Genomic DNA, 16321 nt, shown 5'->3' on the forward strand with positions numbered 1-16321 from the left:
CGGTCCCACGTCAGTCCAGGAGATTCCGCAACCGTGGCTTCCACGAACGACCTCAAGAACGGCATGGTGCTCAAGCTCGAAGGCGGCCAGCTCTGGTCCGTCGTCGAGTTCCAGCACGTCAAGCCCGGCAAGGGCCCGGCCTTCGTGCGCACCAAGCTCAAGAACGTGCTGTCCGGCAAGGTCGTCGACAAGACCTTCAACGCCGGCGTGAAGGTGGAGACCGCGAACGTCGACAAGCGCGACATGCAGTTCTCCTACATGGACGGCGACTACTTCGTCTTCATGGACCTGGACACCTACGACCAGCTCCACATCGACCGCAAGGTCGTCGGCGACGCCGCCAACTTCCTCATCGAGGGCTTCACCGCGCTCGTCGCGCAGAACGAGGGCCAGGTCCTCTACGTCGAGCTGCCGGCCGCCGTCGAGCTGGTCATCGCCGAGACCGAGCCGGGCGTCCAGGGCGACCGCTCCACCGGTGGCACCAAGCCCGCCAAGCTGGAGACCGGCCACGAGATCCAGGTCCCGCTCTTCATCACCACCGGTGAGAAGGTCAAGGTCGACACCCGCACCAGCGACTACCTCGGCCGGGTGAACAGCTAACCGTGGCCGCCCGGAGCAAGGCCCGCAGGCGGGCCTTCCAGATCCTGTTCGAGGCCGACCAGCGCGGCACTTCCGTGCAGGAGGTCCTCGCGGACCAGATCCGGCTCCACCGTGCCGACGCGCAGCAGCCGCCGGTCGGTGACTTCACGATGCAGCTGGTCGAGGGGTACGCCCAGTACGTGGCCCGGATCGACGAGCTCATCGCCACCTACGCGGTGGACTGGGACCTCGACCGGATGCCGGCCGCCGACCGGAACATCGTGCGCCTCGGCGCGTACGAGGTCATCTGGGAGGACGGCACCCCGGACGCGGTGGCGATCGACGAGGCGGTGCAGCTCGCCAAGGAGTTCTCCACGGACGACTCCCCGGCCTTCGTCAACGGCCTCCTCGGGCGCTTCAAGGACCTGAAGCCCCGACTGCGCCGGGATGTGGACGCCTAGTCCCGTACGGCCCTGCGAAGGGGCCCGCGGCACCCCCGGTGCGGCGGGCCCCTTCGCGTTCCCCCGTCCGAGTGAGGGCGGCGGGCGGAGGGGCGGGAGGGGTACGAAAAGCGCCGGGCCCGTGGCGTCGGATGACGTCCACGGGCCCGGCGGCACGTTTCTGCACTGGGGGGTGGCGGGGAGGTCAGTTCTCCTCGTGGGCCACCGCGCGGCGCGCGTCCGCGTCGAGCACGCCCCAGCTGATCAGCTGCTCGGTCAGGACCGAGGGGGACTGGTCGTAGATGACGGCCAGGGTGCGCAGGTCGTCCTGGCGGATCGACAGCACCTTGCCGTTGTAGTCGCCGCGCTGCGACTGGATCGTCGCCGCGTAGCGCTGGAGCGGGCCGGCCTTCTCCTGCGGGACGTGGGCCAGGCGCTCCAGGTCCAGGACCAGCTTCGGCGGGGGCTCGGCGGCGCCGCCGGGGGTCGTACCGGGCAGCAGCTCCTGCACCGGCACGCCGTAGAAGTCCGCCAGCTCGGCCAGGCGCTGCACGGTCACGGCGCGGTCGCCGCGCTCGTACGAACCGACCACCACGGCCTTCCAGCGGCCCTGGGACTTCTCCTCCACCCCGTGGAGGGACAGGCCCTGCTGGGTGCGGATGGCGCGGAGTTTGGCCCCGAGCTGCTTTGCGTATTCGCTGGACATAACGCTCCCGGACGCTGTGACGACATGCGGCTGCGCCGCGCGGCTGGTAACTCACTGTGAGGTTACGCAGCGTTACTCTTTCCCGTCAAGCCGAAAGGAACGCGCCACCCCCTCCCGGGGGACGGTCCGCCGCAGGTCGGAGCGGGGGAGGGGTGACCCCCGGAAAGCACGTGCGAGCGTCCCTGCTAAAGTGGACGCCGTACATCCGACGTCCTTTAAGGTCCGTCCCGTGAGGCGGAGAAGGAGGTCCTTTTCCCATGGACACGCACGCACACGTCGATGAGGCGCGGCCCGTTCTCGAGGCCCCCGACATCGCCCGGGTCCTGACCCGGATCGCCCACGAGATCGTCGAACGCGCCAAGGGCGCCGACGACGTGGTCCTCCTCGGCATTCCCACCCGCGGCGTCTACCTCGCCCGCCGGCTGGCCGAGAAGCTCGAATCGATCACCGGCGCCAAGGTCCCGGTCGGTTCCCTCGACATCACCATGTACCGCGACGACCTCCGGATGAAGCCGGCGCGCGCCATCGGCCGCACCGAGATCCCCGGCGAGGGCGTCGACGGCCGCCTCGTCGTCCTCGTCGACGACGTCCTCTTCTCGGGCCGCACCATCCGCGCCGCCCTCGACGCCCTCGGCGACATCGGCCGCCCCCGCGCGGTCCAGCTCGCCGTCCTCGTCGACCGCGGCCACCGCGAGCTCCCGATCCGCGCCGACTACGTCGGCAAGAACCTCCCCACGTCGCTGCGGGAGACCGTCAAGGTCCAGCTCGCCGAGGAGGACGGTCGCGACACCGTGCTGCTCGGCGGCAAGTCCGCCTCCTAGCCGGACCGGCCACCCCGCGGGACCCCGGCACCTCCGGGTGCCCCCGCACGCCCTGATGCCTCCCCACCCCGGAGAGAAACCCCGATGATGCGTCACCTCATCTCGGCCGCCGACCTCACCCGCGACGACGCCGTCCTGATCCTCGACACCGCCGAGGAGATGGCCCGGGTGGCCGACCGGCCCATCAAGAAGCTGCCGACCCTCCGCGGCCGGACCATCTGCAACCTCTTCTTCGAGGACTCCACCCGGACCCGGATCTCCTTCGAGGCCGCCGAGAAGCGCCTCTCCGCCGACGTCATCAACTTCGCGGCCAAGGGCTCCAGCGTCTCCAAGGGCGAGTCGCTGAAGGACACCGCGCAGACCCTGGAGGCGATGGGCGTCGACGCCGTCGTCATCCGGCACGGCGCCTCCGGAGCCCCCTTCCGCCTGGCCACCTCCGGCTGGATCGACGCCCCGGTCATCAACGCGGGCGACGGCACCCACCAGCACCCCACCCAGGCCCTCCTGGACGCCTTCACCATGCGCCGCCGCCTCGTCGGCCGCGACGCCGGGCTCGGCAGGGACCTCGAGGGCAAGCGGATCACGCTCGTCGGCGACGTCCTGCACAGCCGGGTCGCCCGCTCCAACGTCGACCTGCTGCACACCCTCGGCGCCGAGGTGACCCTGGTGGCCCCGCCCACCCTCGTCCCCGTCGGCGTCGAGACCTGGCCCTGCGAGGTCAGCTACGACCTCGACGGCGTGCTGCCGAAGTCGGACGCGGTGATGATGCTGCGTGTGCAGCGCGAGCGGATGAACGCCGCCTTCTTCCCGACCGAGCGCGAGTACTCGCGCCGGTACGGGCTCGACGGCGAGCGGATGGCCAAGATGCCCGAGCACGCCATCGTCATGCACCCCGGCCCCATGGTCCGCGGCATGGAGATCACCGCCGAGGTCGCCGACTCCGACCGCTGCACGGTCGTCGAGCAGGTCGCCAACGGCGTCTCCGTCCGGATGGCCGTCCTCTACCTGCTGCTCGGCGGCTCCGAGCCCGCCGCCGCCCCCGCCACCACCCGTACCGAGGAGAGCAAGTAAAGATGAGCAAGATCCTTATCCGTGGTGCGAAGGTGCTGGGCGGCGAGCCGCAGGACGTCCTCGTCGGCGGCGAGACCATCGCCCAGGTCGGCACCGGCCTGTCCGCCGAGGGCGCGACCGTGATCGAGGCCGAGGGGCGGATCCTCCTCCCCGGCCTCGTCGACCTCCACACCCACCTGCGCGAGCCCGGCCGCGAGGACTCCGAGACCGTCCTCACCGGCACCCGCGCCGCCGCCTCCGGCGGCTACACCGCCGTCTTCGCCATGGCCAACACCCACCCCGTCGCCGACACCGCCGGCGTCGTCGAGCAGGTCTACCGGCTCGGCAAGGAGGCCGGCTACTGCGACGTGCAGCCCATCGGCGCCGTCACCGTCGGCCTGGAGGGCAAGAAGCTCGCCGAGCTCGGCGCCATGCACGACTCCGCCGCCGGCGTCACCGTCTTCTCCGACGACGGCAAGTGCGTCGACGACGCCGTGATCATGCGCCGCGCCCTGGAGTACGTGAAGGCCTTCGGCGGCGTCGTCGCCCAGCACGCCCAGGAGCCCCGCCTCACCGAGGGCGCCCAGATGAACGAGGGCGTCGTCTCCGCCGAGCTGGGCCTCGGCGGCTGGCCGGCCGTCGCCGAGGAGTCGATCATCGCCCGCGACGTCCTCCTCGCCGAGCACGTCGGCTCCCGCGTCCACATCTGCCACCTCTCCACCGCCGGCTCCGTCGAGATCGTCCGCTGGGCCAAGTCCCGCGGCATCGACGTCACCGCCGAGGTCACCCCGCACCACCTCCTCCTCACGGACGAGCTGGTCCGCACCTACGACCCGGTCTACAAGGTCAACCCGCCGCTGCGCACCGAGCGCGACGTGCTGGCCCTGCGCGAGGCCCTCGCCGACGGCACGATCGACATCGTCGCCACCGACCACGCCCCGCACCCGCACGAGGACAAGGACTGCGAGTGGGCCGCCGCCGCCATGGGCATGGTCGGCCTGGAGACCGCGCTCTCCGTCGTCCAGCAGACGATGGTGGAGACCGGCCTGATCGACTGGGCGGGCGTCGCCGACCGGATGTCCTTCGCCCCGGCCCGCATCGGCCGCGCCACCGGCCACGGACGACCCGTCTCGGCTGGTGAGCCCGCCAACCTGGTCCTGGTCGATCCGGCTTACCGTGGGACCGTGGACCCCGCGGACTTCGCCTCCCGCAGCCGCAACACCCCCTACGAGGGCCGTGAGCTGCCGGGTCGCGTCACCCACACCTTCCTGCGGGGCCGGGCAACGGTCATGGACGGGAAGTTGGCGTGACACACACCCTCGCAAGCGCGGCCCTCGCCGCGGAGCAGAAGTCGGCCGAGGTGACCGACTGGGCCGGCCGCATCGGCTGGGTCGTCGGACTCCTGCTCTTCGTCGCCTTCGTCTACTGGCTGATGCGCCAGGGATGGAAGTGGCGCGGCAGCCTCCAGTCGGACCTCCCCGCCCTCCCCGAGGTGCCGGAGGCGCCCGGTGAGGCCAAGCTGACGATGGAGGGCCGCTACCACGGCTCCACCACCGCCGGGCAGTGGCTCGACCGGATCGTCGCCCACGGCCTCGGCACCCGCAGCCGGGCCGGGCTCACGCTCACCGACACCGGGATCTCCGTCGTCCGCCCCGGGGCGAACGACTTCCTGATCCCCGCCGCCGCCCTGCGCGAGGCCCGCCTCGACAAGGGCATCGCCGGCAAGGTCCTCGCCGAGGGCGGGCTCCTGGTCGTCACCTGGGAGCACGGCGGCACCCTCCTCGACTCCGGCTTCCGCTCCGACCGGGCCGCCGAGCACACCACCTGGGTCGAGACCCTCAACTCCATGATCAACACGACGGAAGGCATCGCACGATGACGACCTCCACAAGGGGAGCCCAGGCTCCCGCCGTACTCGTCCTGGAGGACGGCCGCACCTTCCGCGGCCGCGCCTACGGGGCCGTGGGGGAGACCTTCGGCGAGGCCGTGTTCTCCACCGGCATGACCGGCTACCAGGAGACCCTGACCGACCCCTCGTACGACCGCCAGATCGTGGTCGCCACCGCCCCCCAGATCGGCAACACCGGCTGGAACGACGAGGACGACGAGTCGAGCCGCATCTGGGTCTCCGGTTACGTGGTCCGCGACCCCGCCCGCATCCCGTCGAACTGGCGCGCCACGCGCAGCCTCGACGACGAGCTGGCCGCCCAGGGCGTCGTCGGCATCTCCGGCATCGACACCCGCGCCCTCACCCGCCACCTGCGCGAGCGCGGCTCCATGCGCGCCGGCGTCTTCTCCGGCGAGGCCCTCGCCCCCGAGGCCGAGCTGCTCGCCCGCGTGCAGGCGCAGCCCCGGATGAAGGGCGCCAGCCTCTACGAGGAGGTCGCCACCAAGGAGCCGTACGTCGTCCCCGCGATCGGCGACAAGAAGTTCACCGTCGCCGCGATCGACCTCGGCATCAAGGGCATGACCCCGCGCCGGATGGCCGAGCGCGGCATCGAGGTCCACGTGCTGCCCGCCACCGCGAGCGTCGAGGACGTGTACGCGGTGAACCCGGACGGCGTCTTCTTCTCCAACGGCCCGGGCGACCCGGCCACCGCCGACGGCCCGGTCGCGCTCATGACCGCCGTCCTGGAGCGCAGGACCCCGCTCTTCGGCATCTGCTTCGGCAACCAGATCCTCGGCCGCGCGCTCGGCTTCGGCACCTACAAGCTGAAGTACGGCCACCGGGGCATCAACCAGCCCGTCCAGGACCGCACGACCGGCAAGGTCGAGGTCACCGCGCACAACCACGGCTTCGCCGTCGACGCGCCCCTCGACCAGGTCTCCGAGACCCCCTTCGGCCGCGCCGAGGTCTCCCACGTCTGCCTGAACGACAACGTGGTGGAGGGCCTCCGGCTGCTCGACCAGCCCGGCTTCTCCGTCCAGTACCACCCCGAGGCGGCCGCGGGCCCGCACGACGCCGCGTACCTCTTCGACCGCTTCGTGACCCTCATGGAGGCCGAGCGTGCCTAAGCGCACCGACATCCAGTCCGTCCTGGTCATCGGCTCCGGCCCGATCGTCATCGGCCAGGCCGCCGAGTTCGACTACTCCGGCACCCAGGCCTGCCGCATCCTCAAGGCCGAGGGCCTGCGGGTCATCCTGGTCAACTCCAACCCGGCCACGATCATGACCGACCCGGAGATCGCCGACGCCACCTACGTCGAGCCGATCACCCCCGAGTTCGTCGAGAAGATCATCGCCAAGGAGCGCCCCGACGCCCTCCTGCCCACCCTCGGCGGCCAGACCGCGCTCAACACCGCGATCTCCATGCACGAGCAGGGCGTCCTGGAGAAGTACGGCGTCGAGCTCATCGGCGCCAACGTCGAGGCCATCCACAAGGGCGAGGACCGCGACCTCTTCAAGGGCGTCGTCGAGGCCGTCAAGGCCAAGATCGGCTACGGCGAGTCCGCCCGCTCGGTCATCTGCCACTCCATGGACGACGTCCTCAAGGGCGTCGAGACGCTCGGCGGCTACCCCGTCGTCGTCCGCCCCTCCTTCACCATGGGCGGCGCCGGCTCCGGCTTCGCCCACGACGAGGAGGAGCTGCGCCGCATCGCCGGCCAGGGCCTCACGCTCTCCCCGACCACCGAGGTGCTCCTGGAGGAGTCCATCCTCGGCTGGAAGGAGTACGAGCTGGAGCTGATGCGCGACAAGCACGACAACGTCGTGGTCGTCTGCTCCATCGAGAACTTCGACCCGATGGGCGTCCACACCGGCGACTCCATCACCGTCGCCCCGGCGATGACCCTCACCGACCGCGAGTACCAGCGCCTGCGCGACATCGGCATCGCGATCATCCGCGAGGTCGGCGTCGACACCGGCGGCTGCAACATCCAGTTCGCGGTCAACCCCGACGACGGCCGGATCATCGTCATCGAGATGAACCCCCGCGTCTCCCGCTCCTCGGCCCTCGCCTCCAAGGCCACCGGCTTCCCGATCGCCAAGATCGCGGCCCGGCTCGCCGTCGGCTACACGCTGGACGAGATCCCGAACGACATCACGGAGAAGACCCCGGCGTCCTTCGAGCCCACGCTCGACTACGTCGTCGTCAAGGCCCCCCGCTTCGCCTTCGAGAAGTTCCCCTCGGCCGACTCCACGCTGACCACGACCATGAAGTCGGTCGGCGAGGCCATGGCCATCGGCCGGAACTTCCCCGAGGCCCTCCAGAAGGCCCTGCGCTCCCTGGAGAAGAAGGGCTCCCAGTTCGCCTTCACCGGCGAGCCCGGCGACAAGGCCGAGCTGCTGCGCGAGGCGGTCCGCCCCACCGACGGCCGCATCAACACCGTCATGCAGGCGATCCGCGCCGGCGCCACCCCCCAGGAGGTCTTCGACGCCACGAAGATCGACCCGTGGTTCGTCGACCAGCTCTTCCTGATCAAGGAGCTCGCCGACGAGCTCGCCGGTGCCGAGAAGCTGGAGCCCGCGCTCCTCGCCGAGGCCAAGCGCCACGGCTTCTCCGACGCCCAGATCGCCGAGATCCGCGGCCTGCGCGAGGACGTCGTCCGCGAGGTCCGGCACGCCCTCGGCGTCCGCCCGGTCTACAAGACGGTCGACACCTGCGCCGCCGAGTTCGCCGCCAAGACGCCGTACTTCTACTCCTCCTACGACGAGGAGACCGAGGTCGCGCCGCGCGAGAAGCCCGCCGTGATCATCCTCGGCTCCGGCCCGAACCGCATCGGCCAGGGCATCGAGTTCGACTACTCCTGCGTCCACGCCTCCTTCGCCCTGAGCGACGCCGGCTACGAGACCGTGATGGTCAACTGCAACCCGGAGACCGTCTCCACCGACTACGACACCTCCGACCGGCTCTACTTCGAGCCGCTCACCCTGGAGGACGTCCTGGAGATCGTCCACGCCGAGTCCCTCGCGGGCCCGATCGCCGGCGTGGTCGTCCAGCTCGGCGGCCAGACCCCGCTCGGCCTCTCCCAGGCCCTCAAGGACAACGGCGTGCCGGTCGTCGGCACCTCCCCGGAGGCCATCCACGCCGCCGAGGACCGCGGCGCCTTCGGCCGCGTCCTGGAGGAGGCCGGCCTGCCGGCCCCCAAGCACGGCACCGCCACCACCTTCGCCGGCGCCAAGGAGATCGCGGACGAGATCGGCTACCCGGTCCTGGTCCGCCCCTCGTACGTGCTCGGCGGCCGCGGCATGGAGATCGTCTACGACGAGGCGCGCCTGGAGGCGTACATCGCCGAGTCCACCGAGATCAGCCCCACCCGGCCGGTCCTGGTCGACCGCTTCCTCGACGACGCCATCGAGATCGACGTCGACGCCCTCTACGACGGCACCGAGCTCTACCTCGGCGGCGTCATGGAGCACATCGAGGAGGCCGGCATCCACTCCGGTGACTCGGCCTGCGCCCTGCCCCCGATCACCCTGGGCGGCTTCGACATCAAGCGCCTGCGCGCCTCCACCGAGGCGATCGCCAAGGGCGTCGGCGTCCGCGGCCTGATCAACATCCAGTTCGCCATGGCCGGCGACATCCTCTACGTCCTGGAGGCCAACCCGCGCGCCTCCCGGACCGTGCCCTTCACCTCGAAGGCCACCGCCGTCCCGCTCGCGAAGGCCGCCGCCCGCATCTCGCTGGGCGCGACCATCGCCGAGCTGCGCGCCGAGGGCCTGCTGCCGAAGACCGGCGACGGCGGCACCCTGCCGCTCGACGCGCCGATCTCCGTCAAGGAGGCCGTGATGCCGTGGTCGCGCTTCCGCGACGTGCACGGCCGCGGCGTGGACACCGTCCTCGGCCCGGAGATGCGCTCCACCGGCGAGGTCATGGGCATCGACGCCGTCTTCGGCACCGCCTACGCCAAGTCGCAGGCCGGCGCCTACGGCCCGCTGCCCACCAAGGGCCGCGCCTTCATCTCGGTCGCCAACCGCGACAAGCGCTCGATGATCTTCCCGGCGCGCGAGCTGGTCGCCCACGGCTTCGAGCTGCTCGCCACCTCCGGCACCGCCGAGGTCCTCAAGCGCAACGGCATCAACGCCACCGTCGTGCGCAAGCTCAGCGAGGGCGAGGGGCCGAACGGCGAGAAGACGATCGTCCAGCTGATCCACGACGGCCAGGTCGACCTGATCGTCAACACCCCGTACGGCACCGGCGGCCGCCTCGACGGCTACGAGATCCGTACGGCGGCGGTGTCCCGCGGCGTCCCGTGCCTCACCACGGTGCAGGCGCTCGCCGCGGCCGTGCAGGGCATCGACGCCCTCAACCACGGAGACGTCGGCGTCCGTTCCCTCCAGGAACACGCCGAACACCTGACCGCGGCCCGCGACTAGCAGCCACCGAGGGGGACACCGGAAACGGTGTCCCCCTCTTCATGAGGACACCACCATGTACAAGCTCTTCTTCCAGCTCGTCTTCAAGCGCATGGACCCCGAGAAGGCCCACTACCTGGCCTTCCGCTGGATCCGGCTCGCGGCCCGCACCCCCGTCCTGCGCACCTTCGTCGCCGCCGTCCTCGCGCCCCGGTACAAGGAGCTGCGCACCGAGGCCCTGGGCCTGCGGATGCACGGTCCCTTCGGCCTCGCCGCCGGCTTCGACAAGAACGCCGTCGCCATCGACGGCATGGCCATGCTCGGCTTCGACCACGTCGAGATCGGCACGGTCACCGGCGAGGCCCAGCCCGGCAACCCCAGGAAGCGGCTCTTCCGCCTCGTCCCCGACCGGGCGCTGATCAACCGCATGGGCTTCAACAACGAGGGCTCCGCCGCCGTCGCCGCCCGCCTCCGGGCGCGCGTGCCGGTCTTCAGGACCGTCGTCGGCGTCAACATCGGCAAGACCAAGGTCGTCGAGGAGGCCGACGCGGCCGCCGACTACGTGAAGTCCACCGAGCGGCTCGCCGCCCACGCCGACTACCTCGTCGTGAACGTCTCCTCCCCGAACACCCCCGGCCTGCGCAACCTCCAGGCCACCGAGTCGCTGCGCCCGCTGCTCACCGCCGTCCGCGAGGCCGCCGACCGCACGGTCACCGACCGCCGCGTCCCGCTCCTGGTGAAGATCGCCCCCGACCTCGCCGACGAGGACGTGGACGCCGTCGCCGACCTCGCCGTCGAGCTCGGCCTGGACGGCGTCATCGCCACCAACACCACCATCGCCCGCGAGGGCCTCGGCCTGCGCTCCGCCCCGGCCCTCGTCCAGGAGACCGGCGGCCTCTCCGGCGCCCCGCTCAAGGAGCGCTCCCTGGAGGTCCTGCGCCGCCTGTACGCGCGCGTGGGCGACCGGATCGTCCTCGTGGGCGTCGGCGGCGTCGAGAACGCCGAGGACGCCTGGCAGCGGATCCTGGCCGGCGCCACCCTGGTCCAGGGCTACAGCGCCTTCATCTACGAGGGCCCGTTCTACGCCCGCGCGATCCACAAGGGCCTCGCCGCGCGCCTCGCGGCCTCCCCGTACGCCACCCTCGCCGAGGCCGTCGGCGCCGACCACCGAAAGGCCGTGAAGTGACCCCCTCCTTCGGCACCCGCCTGCGCTCCGCCATGGACGGGCGTGGCCCGCTCTGCGTCGGCATCGACCCGCACGCCTCCCTGCTCGGCTCCTGGGGCCTCGCGGACGACGTCGCGGGCCTGGAGCGCTTCACGTACACCGTGGTCGAGGCGCTGGCGGACACCGTCGCCGTCTTCAAGCCGCAGGCCGCCTTCTTCGAGCGCTTCGGCTCGCGCGGCATCGCCGTCCTGGAGCGCGCCACCGCCGACCTGCGGGCCGCCGGCGGCCTGGTCGTCATGGACGCCAAGCGCGGCGACATCGGCTCCACCATGGCCGCCTACGCGGAGACCTTCCTGCGCAAGGACTCCCCGCTCTTCTCCGACGCCCTCACGGTCTCCCCGTACCTCGGCTACGGCTCCCTGAAGCCGGCCGTGGACCTGGCCCGGGAGTCCGGGGCCGGCCTCTTCGTCCTCGCGCTGACCTCCAACCCCGAGGGCGCCGAAGTCCAGCGCGCCGTCCGCGGGGACGGCCGGACGATCGGCGCGACCATGCTCGCCCACCTCGCCGAGGAGAACGCGGGGGAGACGCCCATGGGCTCCTTCGGCGCGGTCGTCGGCGCCACCCTCGGCGACCTCTCCTCCTTCGACCTCGACATCAACGGCCCGCTGCTCGCCCCGGGCATCGGCGCCCAGGGCGCGACCCCGGCCGACCTCCCGGCCGTCTTCGGGGACGCGGTCCGCAACGTGGTCCCGAACGTGAGCCGGGGCGTCCTGAGGGCCGGACCGGACGCGTCCGCCCTGCGGGACGCGGCGACGCGCTACGCGGACGAGATCCGGGCGGCCGTCGCCGGCTGACCGGCGCGCGCCGCCGTCCGGTCATCCCCGCAGGTGGGAGCGGACGGCGGTGCCGGACCGCGTGTCGTCGGGGCACTTGACGAAATCTTGGCAGAAATCCGGGTCGATATGCCGGAAAAGTCCTGGTCGGTCGAGGCTGACCAGGACTTTTCCGCTGTTCTCGCTGACTGGAGCGGCCATGGCCGCTAGTCTCCGGGGCAGAGCGGACGTCCGACGGTCACGTCGTCGGGCGTTGCTCCACTGGTGTGGGTCGACCAGGTCCCTCACCGGTCCGTATCCGACAGATCGACATCCGAGGTGACGTAGGCGTGGCTCTTCCGCCCCTTACCCCTGAACAGCGCGCAGCCGCGCTCGAAAAGGCCGCCGCGGCTCGCCGGGAGCGGGCCGAGGTCAAGAATCGACTCAAGCACTCCGGCGCCTCCCTCCACGAGGTCATCAAGCAGGGCCAGGAGAACGACGTCATCGGCAAGATGAAGGTCTCCGCCCTCCTTGAGTCCCTGCCCGGCGTCGGCAAGGTCCGCGCCAAGCAGATCATGGAGCGGCTCGGCATCTCCGAGAGCCGCCGTGTCCGAGGTCTCGGCTCCAACCAGATCGCCTCCCTGGAGCGCGAGTTCGGCGGCGCGGGCGCCTGACCCGTCGCCCCGACCGGTGCCCGATCCGGGACATGCGTCCCTGGCACCCCGGCGATACTGGAATAATCGCTGCATGGCAGCAGAGGTACGTCCGCGGCTGACCGTGCTCTCCGGCCCCTCAGGGGTCGGCAAGAGCACGGTCGTCGCCCATATGCGCAAGGTCCACCCCGAGGTCTGGCTCTCGGTGTCGGCCACGACACGAAAGCCCCGCCCCGGCGAGAAGCACGGCGTCCAGTACTTCTTCGTCTCCGACGACGAGTTCGACAAGCTGATCGCCAACGGTGAACTCCTCGAATGGGCCGAGTTCGCGGGCAACCGCTACGGCACCCCCCGCAGCGCGGTCGTCGACCGCCTGGAGAAGGGCGAGCCCGTGCTCCTGGAGATCGAACTCCAGGGCGCGCGCCAGGTGAAGGAGTCCATGGCCGACTCCCGGCTGGTCTTCCTGGCCCCGCCGAGCTGGGAGGAGCTGGTCCGCCGGCTCACCGGCCGCGGCACCGAGTCGCCGGAGGTCATCGAGCGCCGCCTGGAGGCGGCCAAGACCGAACTCGCCGCCGAGTCGGAGTTCGACACCACGCTCGTCAACACCTCCGTCGAGGACGTCGCGCGCGAGCTGCTAACGTTGATGCACGTAGTCTGATCTTTTATCCATCTTCGGAAGGTAGAGCGTGTCCTCTTCCATCACCGCGCCCGAGGGCATCATCAACCCGCCGATCGACGAGCTGCTCGAGGCCACTGACTCGAAGTACAGCCTCGTGATCTACGCGGCCAAGCGCGCGCGTCAGATCAACGCGTACTACTCGCAGCTCGGTGAGGGCCTGCTGGAGTACGTCGGTCCCCTCGTCGACACCCACGTCCACGAGAAGCCGCTCTCGATCGCCCTGCGCGAGATCAACGCGGGTCTGCTGACCTCCGAGGCCGTCGAGGGCCCCGTTCAGTAAGAGCGTTGCGTTCGTCACTCCAGGCCCGGCGGTTCTCCGCCGGGCCTGTGGTGTCTCATGGAGTCGTCCGTCATCCGAGAGCGCGTACCGCGTGGGGAGAGGCAGCCGTGACCAAGCCGAAGGTCGTTCTGGGCGTGAGCGGCGGCATCGCCGCCTACAAGGCGTGCGAGCTGCTGCGCCGGCTCACCGAGTCGGGGCACGACGTCCGCGTCGTCCCCACCGACTCCGCCCTCCACTTCGTCGGCGCCGCCACCTGGTCCGCGCTCTCCGGGAACCCCGTCTCCACCGAGGTCTGGGAGACCGTCCACGAGGTGCCGCACGTCCGCATCGGCCAGGGCGCCGACCTCGTCGTCGTCGCCCCCGCCACCGCCGACCTGCTCGCCAAGGCCGCCCACGGCCTCGCCGACGACCTCCTGACGAACACGCTGCTCACCGCGCGCTGTCCGGTCGTCTTCGCCCCCGCCATGCACACCGAGATGTGGGAGCACCCGGCCACCCAGGAGAACGTGGCGACGCTCCGCCGCCGCGGCGCCGTGGTCGTCGAGCCCGCCGTCGGCCGCCTCACCGGCGTCGACACCGGCAAGGGCCGGCTCCCCGACCCGGGCGAGATCTTCGAGGTCTGCCGCCGGATCCTGGCCCGCGGCGTCACCGCGCCCGACCTCGCCGGCCGTCACGTCGTGGTGAGCGCCGGCGGCACCCGCGAGCCGCTCGACCCGGTCCGCTACCTGGGCAACCGCTCCTCCGGCAAGCAGGGCTACGCGCTCGCGAAGGCCGCCGCGGCCCGCGGCGCCCGGGTGACCCTCGTCGAGGCCAACACCGGCCTGCCCGACCCGGCCGGCGTCGACGTCGTGCACACCGGCACCGCCGTCCAGCTCCGCGAGGCCGTCCTCAAGGCCGCCGCCGACGCCGACGCGGTGGTGATGGCCGCCGCCGTCGCCGACTTCCGCCCGGCCGCGTACGCCACCGGCAAGATCAAGAAGACGGACGACGGGGGAGCGCCCACCGTCGAGCTGGTCCGCAACCCCGACATCCTCGCCGAACTCTCCGCCGACCGGGCCCTGCCCGGGCAGGTCGTCGTGGGCTTCGCCGCCGAGACCGACGACGTGCTCGCCAACGGCCGCGCCAAGCTCGCCCGCAAGGGCTGCGACCTCCTCGTCGTCAACGAGGTCGGCGAGCGCAAGACCTTCGGCTCGGAGGAGAACGAGGCCGTGGTCCTCGCCGCCGACGGCACCGAGACCCCGGTCCCGTACGGTCCGAAGGAAGCCCTCGCCGAGACCGTGTGGGACCTGGTCCTGCCCCGCCTGCGGGAGCGCGCGGTCTGAGCCGGGGCCGGGCGGAGGCCGGGGGCCGGCGGCGCGCGAAACGCCGGGGCGAGGGTGATCCGCGTCCCGCCGCCGCCCCTGCCCACCCCTTGCGGGAGCCGGTCCGACCCCAGTACGGGCATTCGTCAGGCGAGACACCTGGTCCAAGGTCCGACCTGGCCCGATAGACTGTCCGTGGAACGTCGCGGGGCGCAGCCCCCTGCCGGTCCGCGAAGAGATAGCCAGCAGCCGCTGCAACCCCAGGGAGCGTTGTGTCCCGTCGTCTGTTCACCTCGGAGTCCGTCACCGAGGGACACCCCGACAAGATCGCTGACCAGATCAGCGACACCATCCTCGACGCGCTGCTGCGCGAGGACCCCACCTCGCGCGTCGCCGTCGAGACGCTGATCACCACCGGCCTCGTGCACGTCGCCGGTGAGGTGACCACCAAGGCGTGGGCGGACATCCCGACCCTCGTCCGGAACAAGATCCTCGAGATCGGCTACGACTCCTCGAAGAAGGGCTTCGACGGCGCCTCCTGCGGCGTGTCGGTGTCCATCGGATCCCAGTCCCCGGACATCGCCCAGGGCGTGGACACCGCGTACGAGAAGCGGGTCGAGGGCGACGAGGACGAGCTCGACAAGCAGGGCGCCGGCGACCAGGGCCTGATGTTCGGCTACGCGTCGGACGAGACCCCCGAGCTGATGCCGCTGCCGATCCACCTCGCGCACCGGCTCTCCCGCCGCCTCACCGAGGTCCGCAAGAACGGGACCATCCCGTACCTGCGCCCCGACGGCAAGACCCAGGTCACCATCGAGTACGACGGCGACAAGGCCGTCCGCCTCGACACGGTCGTCGTCTCCTCGCAGCACGCCTCGGACATCGACCTCGACTCGCTGCTCGCGCCCGACATCCGCGAGTTCGTCGTCGAGCACGTCCTCAAGGAGCTCGTCGAGGACGGCATCAAGCTCGACACCGAGGGCTACCGCCTGCTGGTCAACCCGACCGGACGCTTCGAGATCGGCGGCCCGATGGGCGACGCCGGCCTCACCGGCCGCAAGATCATCATCGACACGTACGGCGGCATGGCCCGCCACGGCGGCGGCGCCTTCTCCGGCAAGGACCCGTCCAAGGTCGACCGCTCGGCCGCCTACGCCATGCGCTGGGTCGCCAAGAACGTGGTCGCCGCGGGCCTCGCCTCCCGCTGCGAGGTCCAGGTCGCGTACGCGATCGGCAAGGCCGAGCCCGTCGGCCTCTTCGTCGAGACCTTCGGCACCAACGCCGTCGAGACCGAGAAGATCGAGAACGCCATCGGCGAGGTCTTCGACCTCCGCCCGGCCGCGATCATCCGCGACCTCGACCTGCTCCGCCCGATCTACTCCCAGACCGCCGCCTACGGCCACTTCGGCCGGGAGCTGCCGGACTTCACCTGGGAGCGCACCGACCGCGTCGACGCCCTCAAGAAGGCCGCCGGCCTGTAAGCGGCAGCACGGCCACGGAAGCCCGGCGTCCCCCAGGGGACGCCGGGCTTCCGCCGTCC

The 16321-nt window shown here is 71.3% G+C and carries 16 protein-coding genes; 15 read left to right on the plus strand and 1 reads right to left on the minus strand.

Annotated features, from left to right (window positions below; all coding sequences use genetic code 11):
* The first annotated feature begins 33 nt into the window (after nucleotides 1-33).
* Nucleotides 34-600, plus strand: coding sequence for an elongation factor P (gene efp / locus ACFW6A_RS14665; protein WP_189949395.1), 567 nt, complete (start codon nucleotides 34-36; stop codon nucleotides 598-600).
* A 2-nt stretch (nucleotides 601-602) separates the two neighbouring features.
* Nucleotides 603-1040 carry a transcription antitermination factor NusB gene (nusB, locus tag ACFW6A_RS14670; protein ID WP_351844242.1) on the plus strand — a complete coding sequence of 146 codons (438 nt, stop codon included), beginning with the start codon at nucleotides 603-605 and terminating at the stop codon, nucleotides 1038-1040.
* Nucleotides 1041-1224: 184 nt separating this feature from the next.
* Here the strand turns inward: nusB and bldD are convergent, their stop codons facing one another.
* Nucleotides 1225-1725 carry a transcriptional regulator BldD gene (gene bldD, locus ACFW6A_RS14675; RefSeq protein WP_015032294.1) on the minus strand — a complete coding sequence of 167 codons (501 nt, stop codon included), beginning with the start codon at nucleotides 1723-1725 and terminating at the stop codon, nucleotides 1225-1227.
* Between the two features lie 257 nt (nucleotides 1726-1982).
* Between bldD and pyrR the strand changes: the two genes are divergently transcribed.
* The 13 genes from pyrR (at nucleotide 1983) to metK (ending at nucleotide 16262) form a co-directional block, all read left to right on the plus strand.
* On the plus strand, nucleotides 1983-2546 hold the full coding sequence (gene pyrR, locus ACFW6A_RS14680; protein WP_043228090.1) for a bifunctional pyr operon transcriptional regulator/uracil phosphoribosyltransferase PyrR: 564 nt from the start codon (nucleotides 1983-1985) through the stop codon (nucleotides 2544-2546).
* A gap of 84 nt (nucleotides 2547-2630) precedes the next feature.
* Nucleotides 2631-3617, plus strand: a complete 987-nt coding sequence (locus ACFW6A_RS14685; protein ID WP_386483627.1) for an aspartate carbamoyltransferase catalytic subunit — start codon at nucleotides 2631-2633, stop codon at nucleotides 3615-3617.
* Between the two features lie 2 nt (nucleotides 3618-3619).
* On the plus strand, nucleotides 3620-4906 hold the full coding sequence (locus tag ACFW6A_RS14690) for a dihydroorotase (protein ID WP_386640789.1): 1287 nt from the start codon (nucleotides 3620-3622) through the stop codon (nucleotides 4904-4906).
* Nucleotides 4903-5475 (plus strand): hypothetical protein, encoded by a 573-nt coding sequence (locus tag ACFW6A_RS14695; protein ID WP_351844248.1) that lies wholly within the window; start codon nucleotides 4903-4905, stop codon nucleotides 5473-5475. The genes ACFW6A_RS14690 and ACFW6A_RS14695 overlap by 4 nt, the downstream gene beginning before the upstream one ends.
* Nucleotides 5472-6611, plus strand: coding sequence for a glutamine-hydrolyzing carbamoyl-phosphate synthase small subunit (gene carA, locus ACFW6A_RS14700; RefSeq protein ID WP_351844250.1), 1140 nt, complete (start codon nucleotides 5472-5474; stop codon nucleotides 6609-6611). The genes ACFW6A_RS14695 and carA overlap by 4 nt, the downstream gene beginning before the upstream one ends.
* Complete coding sequence (gene carB / locus ACFW6A_RS14705) at nucleotides 6604-9912, plus strand: carbamoyl-phosphate synthase large subunit (protein WP_351844252.1); 3309 nt, start codon at nucleotides 6604-6606, stop codon at nucleotides 9910-9912. Before carA ends, carB begins: the two co-directional genes overlap by 8 nt.
* A gap of 55 nt (nucleotides 9913-9967) precedes the next feature.
* Nucleotides 9968-11077, plus strand: coding sequence for a quinone-dependent dihydroorotate dehydrogenase (locus ACFW6A_RS14710; RefSeq protein ID WP_351844254.1), 1110 nt, complete (start codon nucleotides 9968-9970; stop codon nucleotides 11075-11077).
* The gene (gene pyrF / locus ACFW6A_RS14715) at nucleotides 11074-11910 is read left to right on the plus strand and encodes an orotidine-5'-phosphate decarboxylase (protein ID WP_351844256.1); all 837 of its coding nucleotides are present in this window, start codon (nucleotides 11074-11076) and stop codon (nucleotides 11908-11910) included. Before ACFW6A_RS14710 ends, pyrF begins: the two co-directional genes overlap by 4 nt.
* Before the next feature lie 308 nt (nucleotides 11911-12218).
* Nucleotides 12219-12542, plus strand: coding sequence for an integration host factor (locus ACFW6A_RS14720; protein ID WP_030493613.1), 324 nt, complete (start codon nucleotides 12219-12221; stop codon nucleotides 12540-12542).
* Nucleotides 12543-12615: 73 nt separating this feature from the next.
* Nucleotides 12616-13179, plus strand: a complete 564-nt coding sequence (gmk, locus tag ACFW6A_RS14725) for a guanylate kinase (RefSeq protein WP_351844258.1) — start codon at nucleotides 12616-12618, stop codon at nucleotides 13177-13179.
* A gap of 28 nt (nucleotides 13180-13207) precedes the next feature.
* Entirely contained in the window at nucleotides 13208-13480 is a 273-nt protein-coding gene (gene rpoZ, locus ACFW6A_RS14730) for a DNA-directed RNA polymerase subunit omega (RefSeq protein WP_030493615.1), read from the plus strand.
* A gap of 107 nt (nucleotides 13481-13587) precedes the next feature.
* Nucleotides 13588-14802, plus strand: coding sequence for a bifunctional phosphopantothenoylcysteine decarboxylase/phosphopantothenate--cysteine ligase CoaBC (coaBC, locus tag ACFW6A_RS14735; protein WP_351844261.1), 1215 nt, complete (start codon nucleotides 13588-13590; stop codon nucleotides 14800-14802).
* 251 nt (nucleotides 14803-15053) lie between these two features.
* On the plus strand, nucleotides 15054-16262 hold the full coding sequence (gene metK / locus ACFW6A_RS14740) for a methionine adenosyltransferase (protein WP_189976715.1): 1209 nt from the start codon (nucleotides 15054-15056) through the stop codon (nucleotides 16260-16262).
* Nucleotides 16263-16321 lie beyond the last annotated feature (59 nt).

The sequence above is a fragment of the Streptomyces sp. NPDC058758 genome (assembly GCF_042746075.1).
GTDB lineage: Bacteria > Actinomycetota > Actinomycetes > Streptomycetales > Streptomycetaceae > Streptomyces.

What these genes read in the sequence shown, in the direction of transcription:
- ACFW6A_RS14690 (WP_386640789.1), top strand. Translation starts at nt 3,620, where the DNA reads ATGAGCAAGATCCTTATCCGTGGTGCGAAGGTGCTGGGCGGCGAGCCG.
- ACFW6A_RS14685 (WP_386483627.1), top strand. Translation starts at nt 2,631, where the DNA reads ATGATGCGTCACCTCATCTCGGCCGCCGACCTCACCCGCGACGACGCC.
- gmk (WP_351844258.1), top strand. Translation starts at nt 12,616, where the DNA reads ATGGCAGCAGAGGTACGTCCGCGGCTGACCGTGCTCTCCGGCCCCTCA.
- bldD (WP_015032294.1), bottom strand. Translation starts at nt 1,725, where the DNA reads ATGTCCAGCGAATACGCAAAGCAGCTCGGGGCCAAACTCCGCGCCATC.
- pyrR (WP_043228090.1), top strand. Translation starts at nt 1,983, where the DNA reads ATGGACACGCACGCACACGTCGATGAGGCGCGGCCCGTTCTCGAGGCC.
- carA (WP_351844250.1), top strand. Translation starts at nt 5,472, where the DNA reads ATGACGACCTCCACAAGGGGAGCCCAGGCTCCCGCCGTACTCGTCCTG.
- ACFW6A_RS14710 (WP_351844254.1), top strand. Translation starts at nt 9,968, where the DNA reads ATGTACAAGCTCTTCTTCCAGCTCGTCTTCAAGCGCATGGACCCCGAG.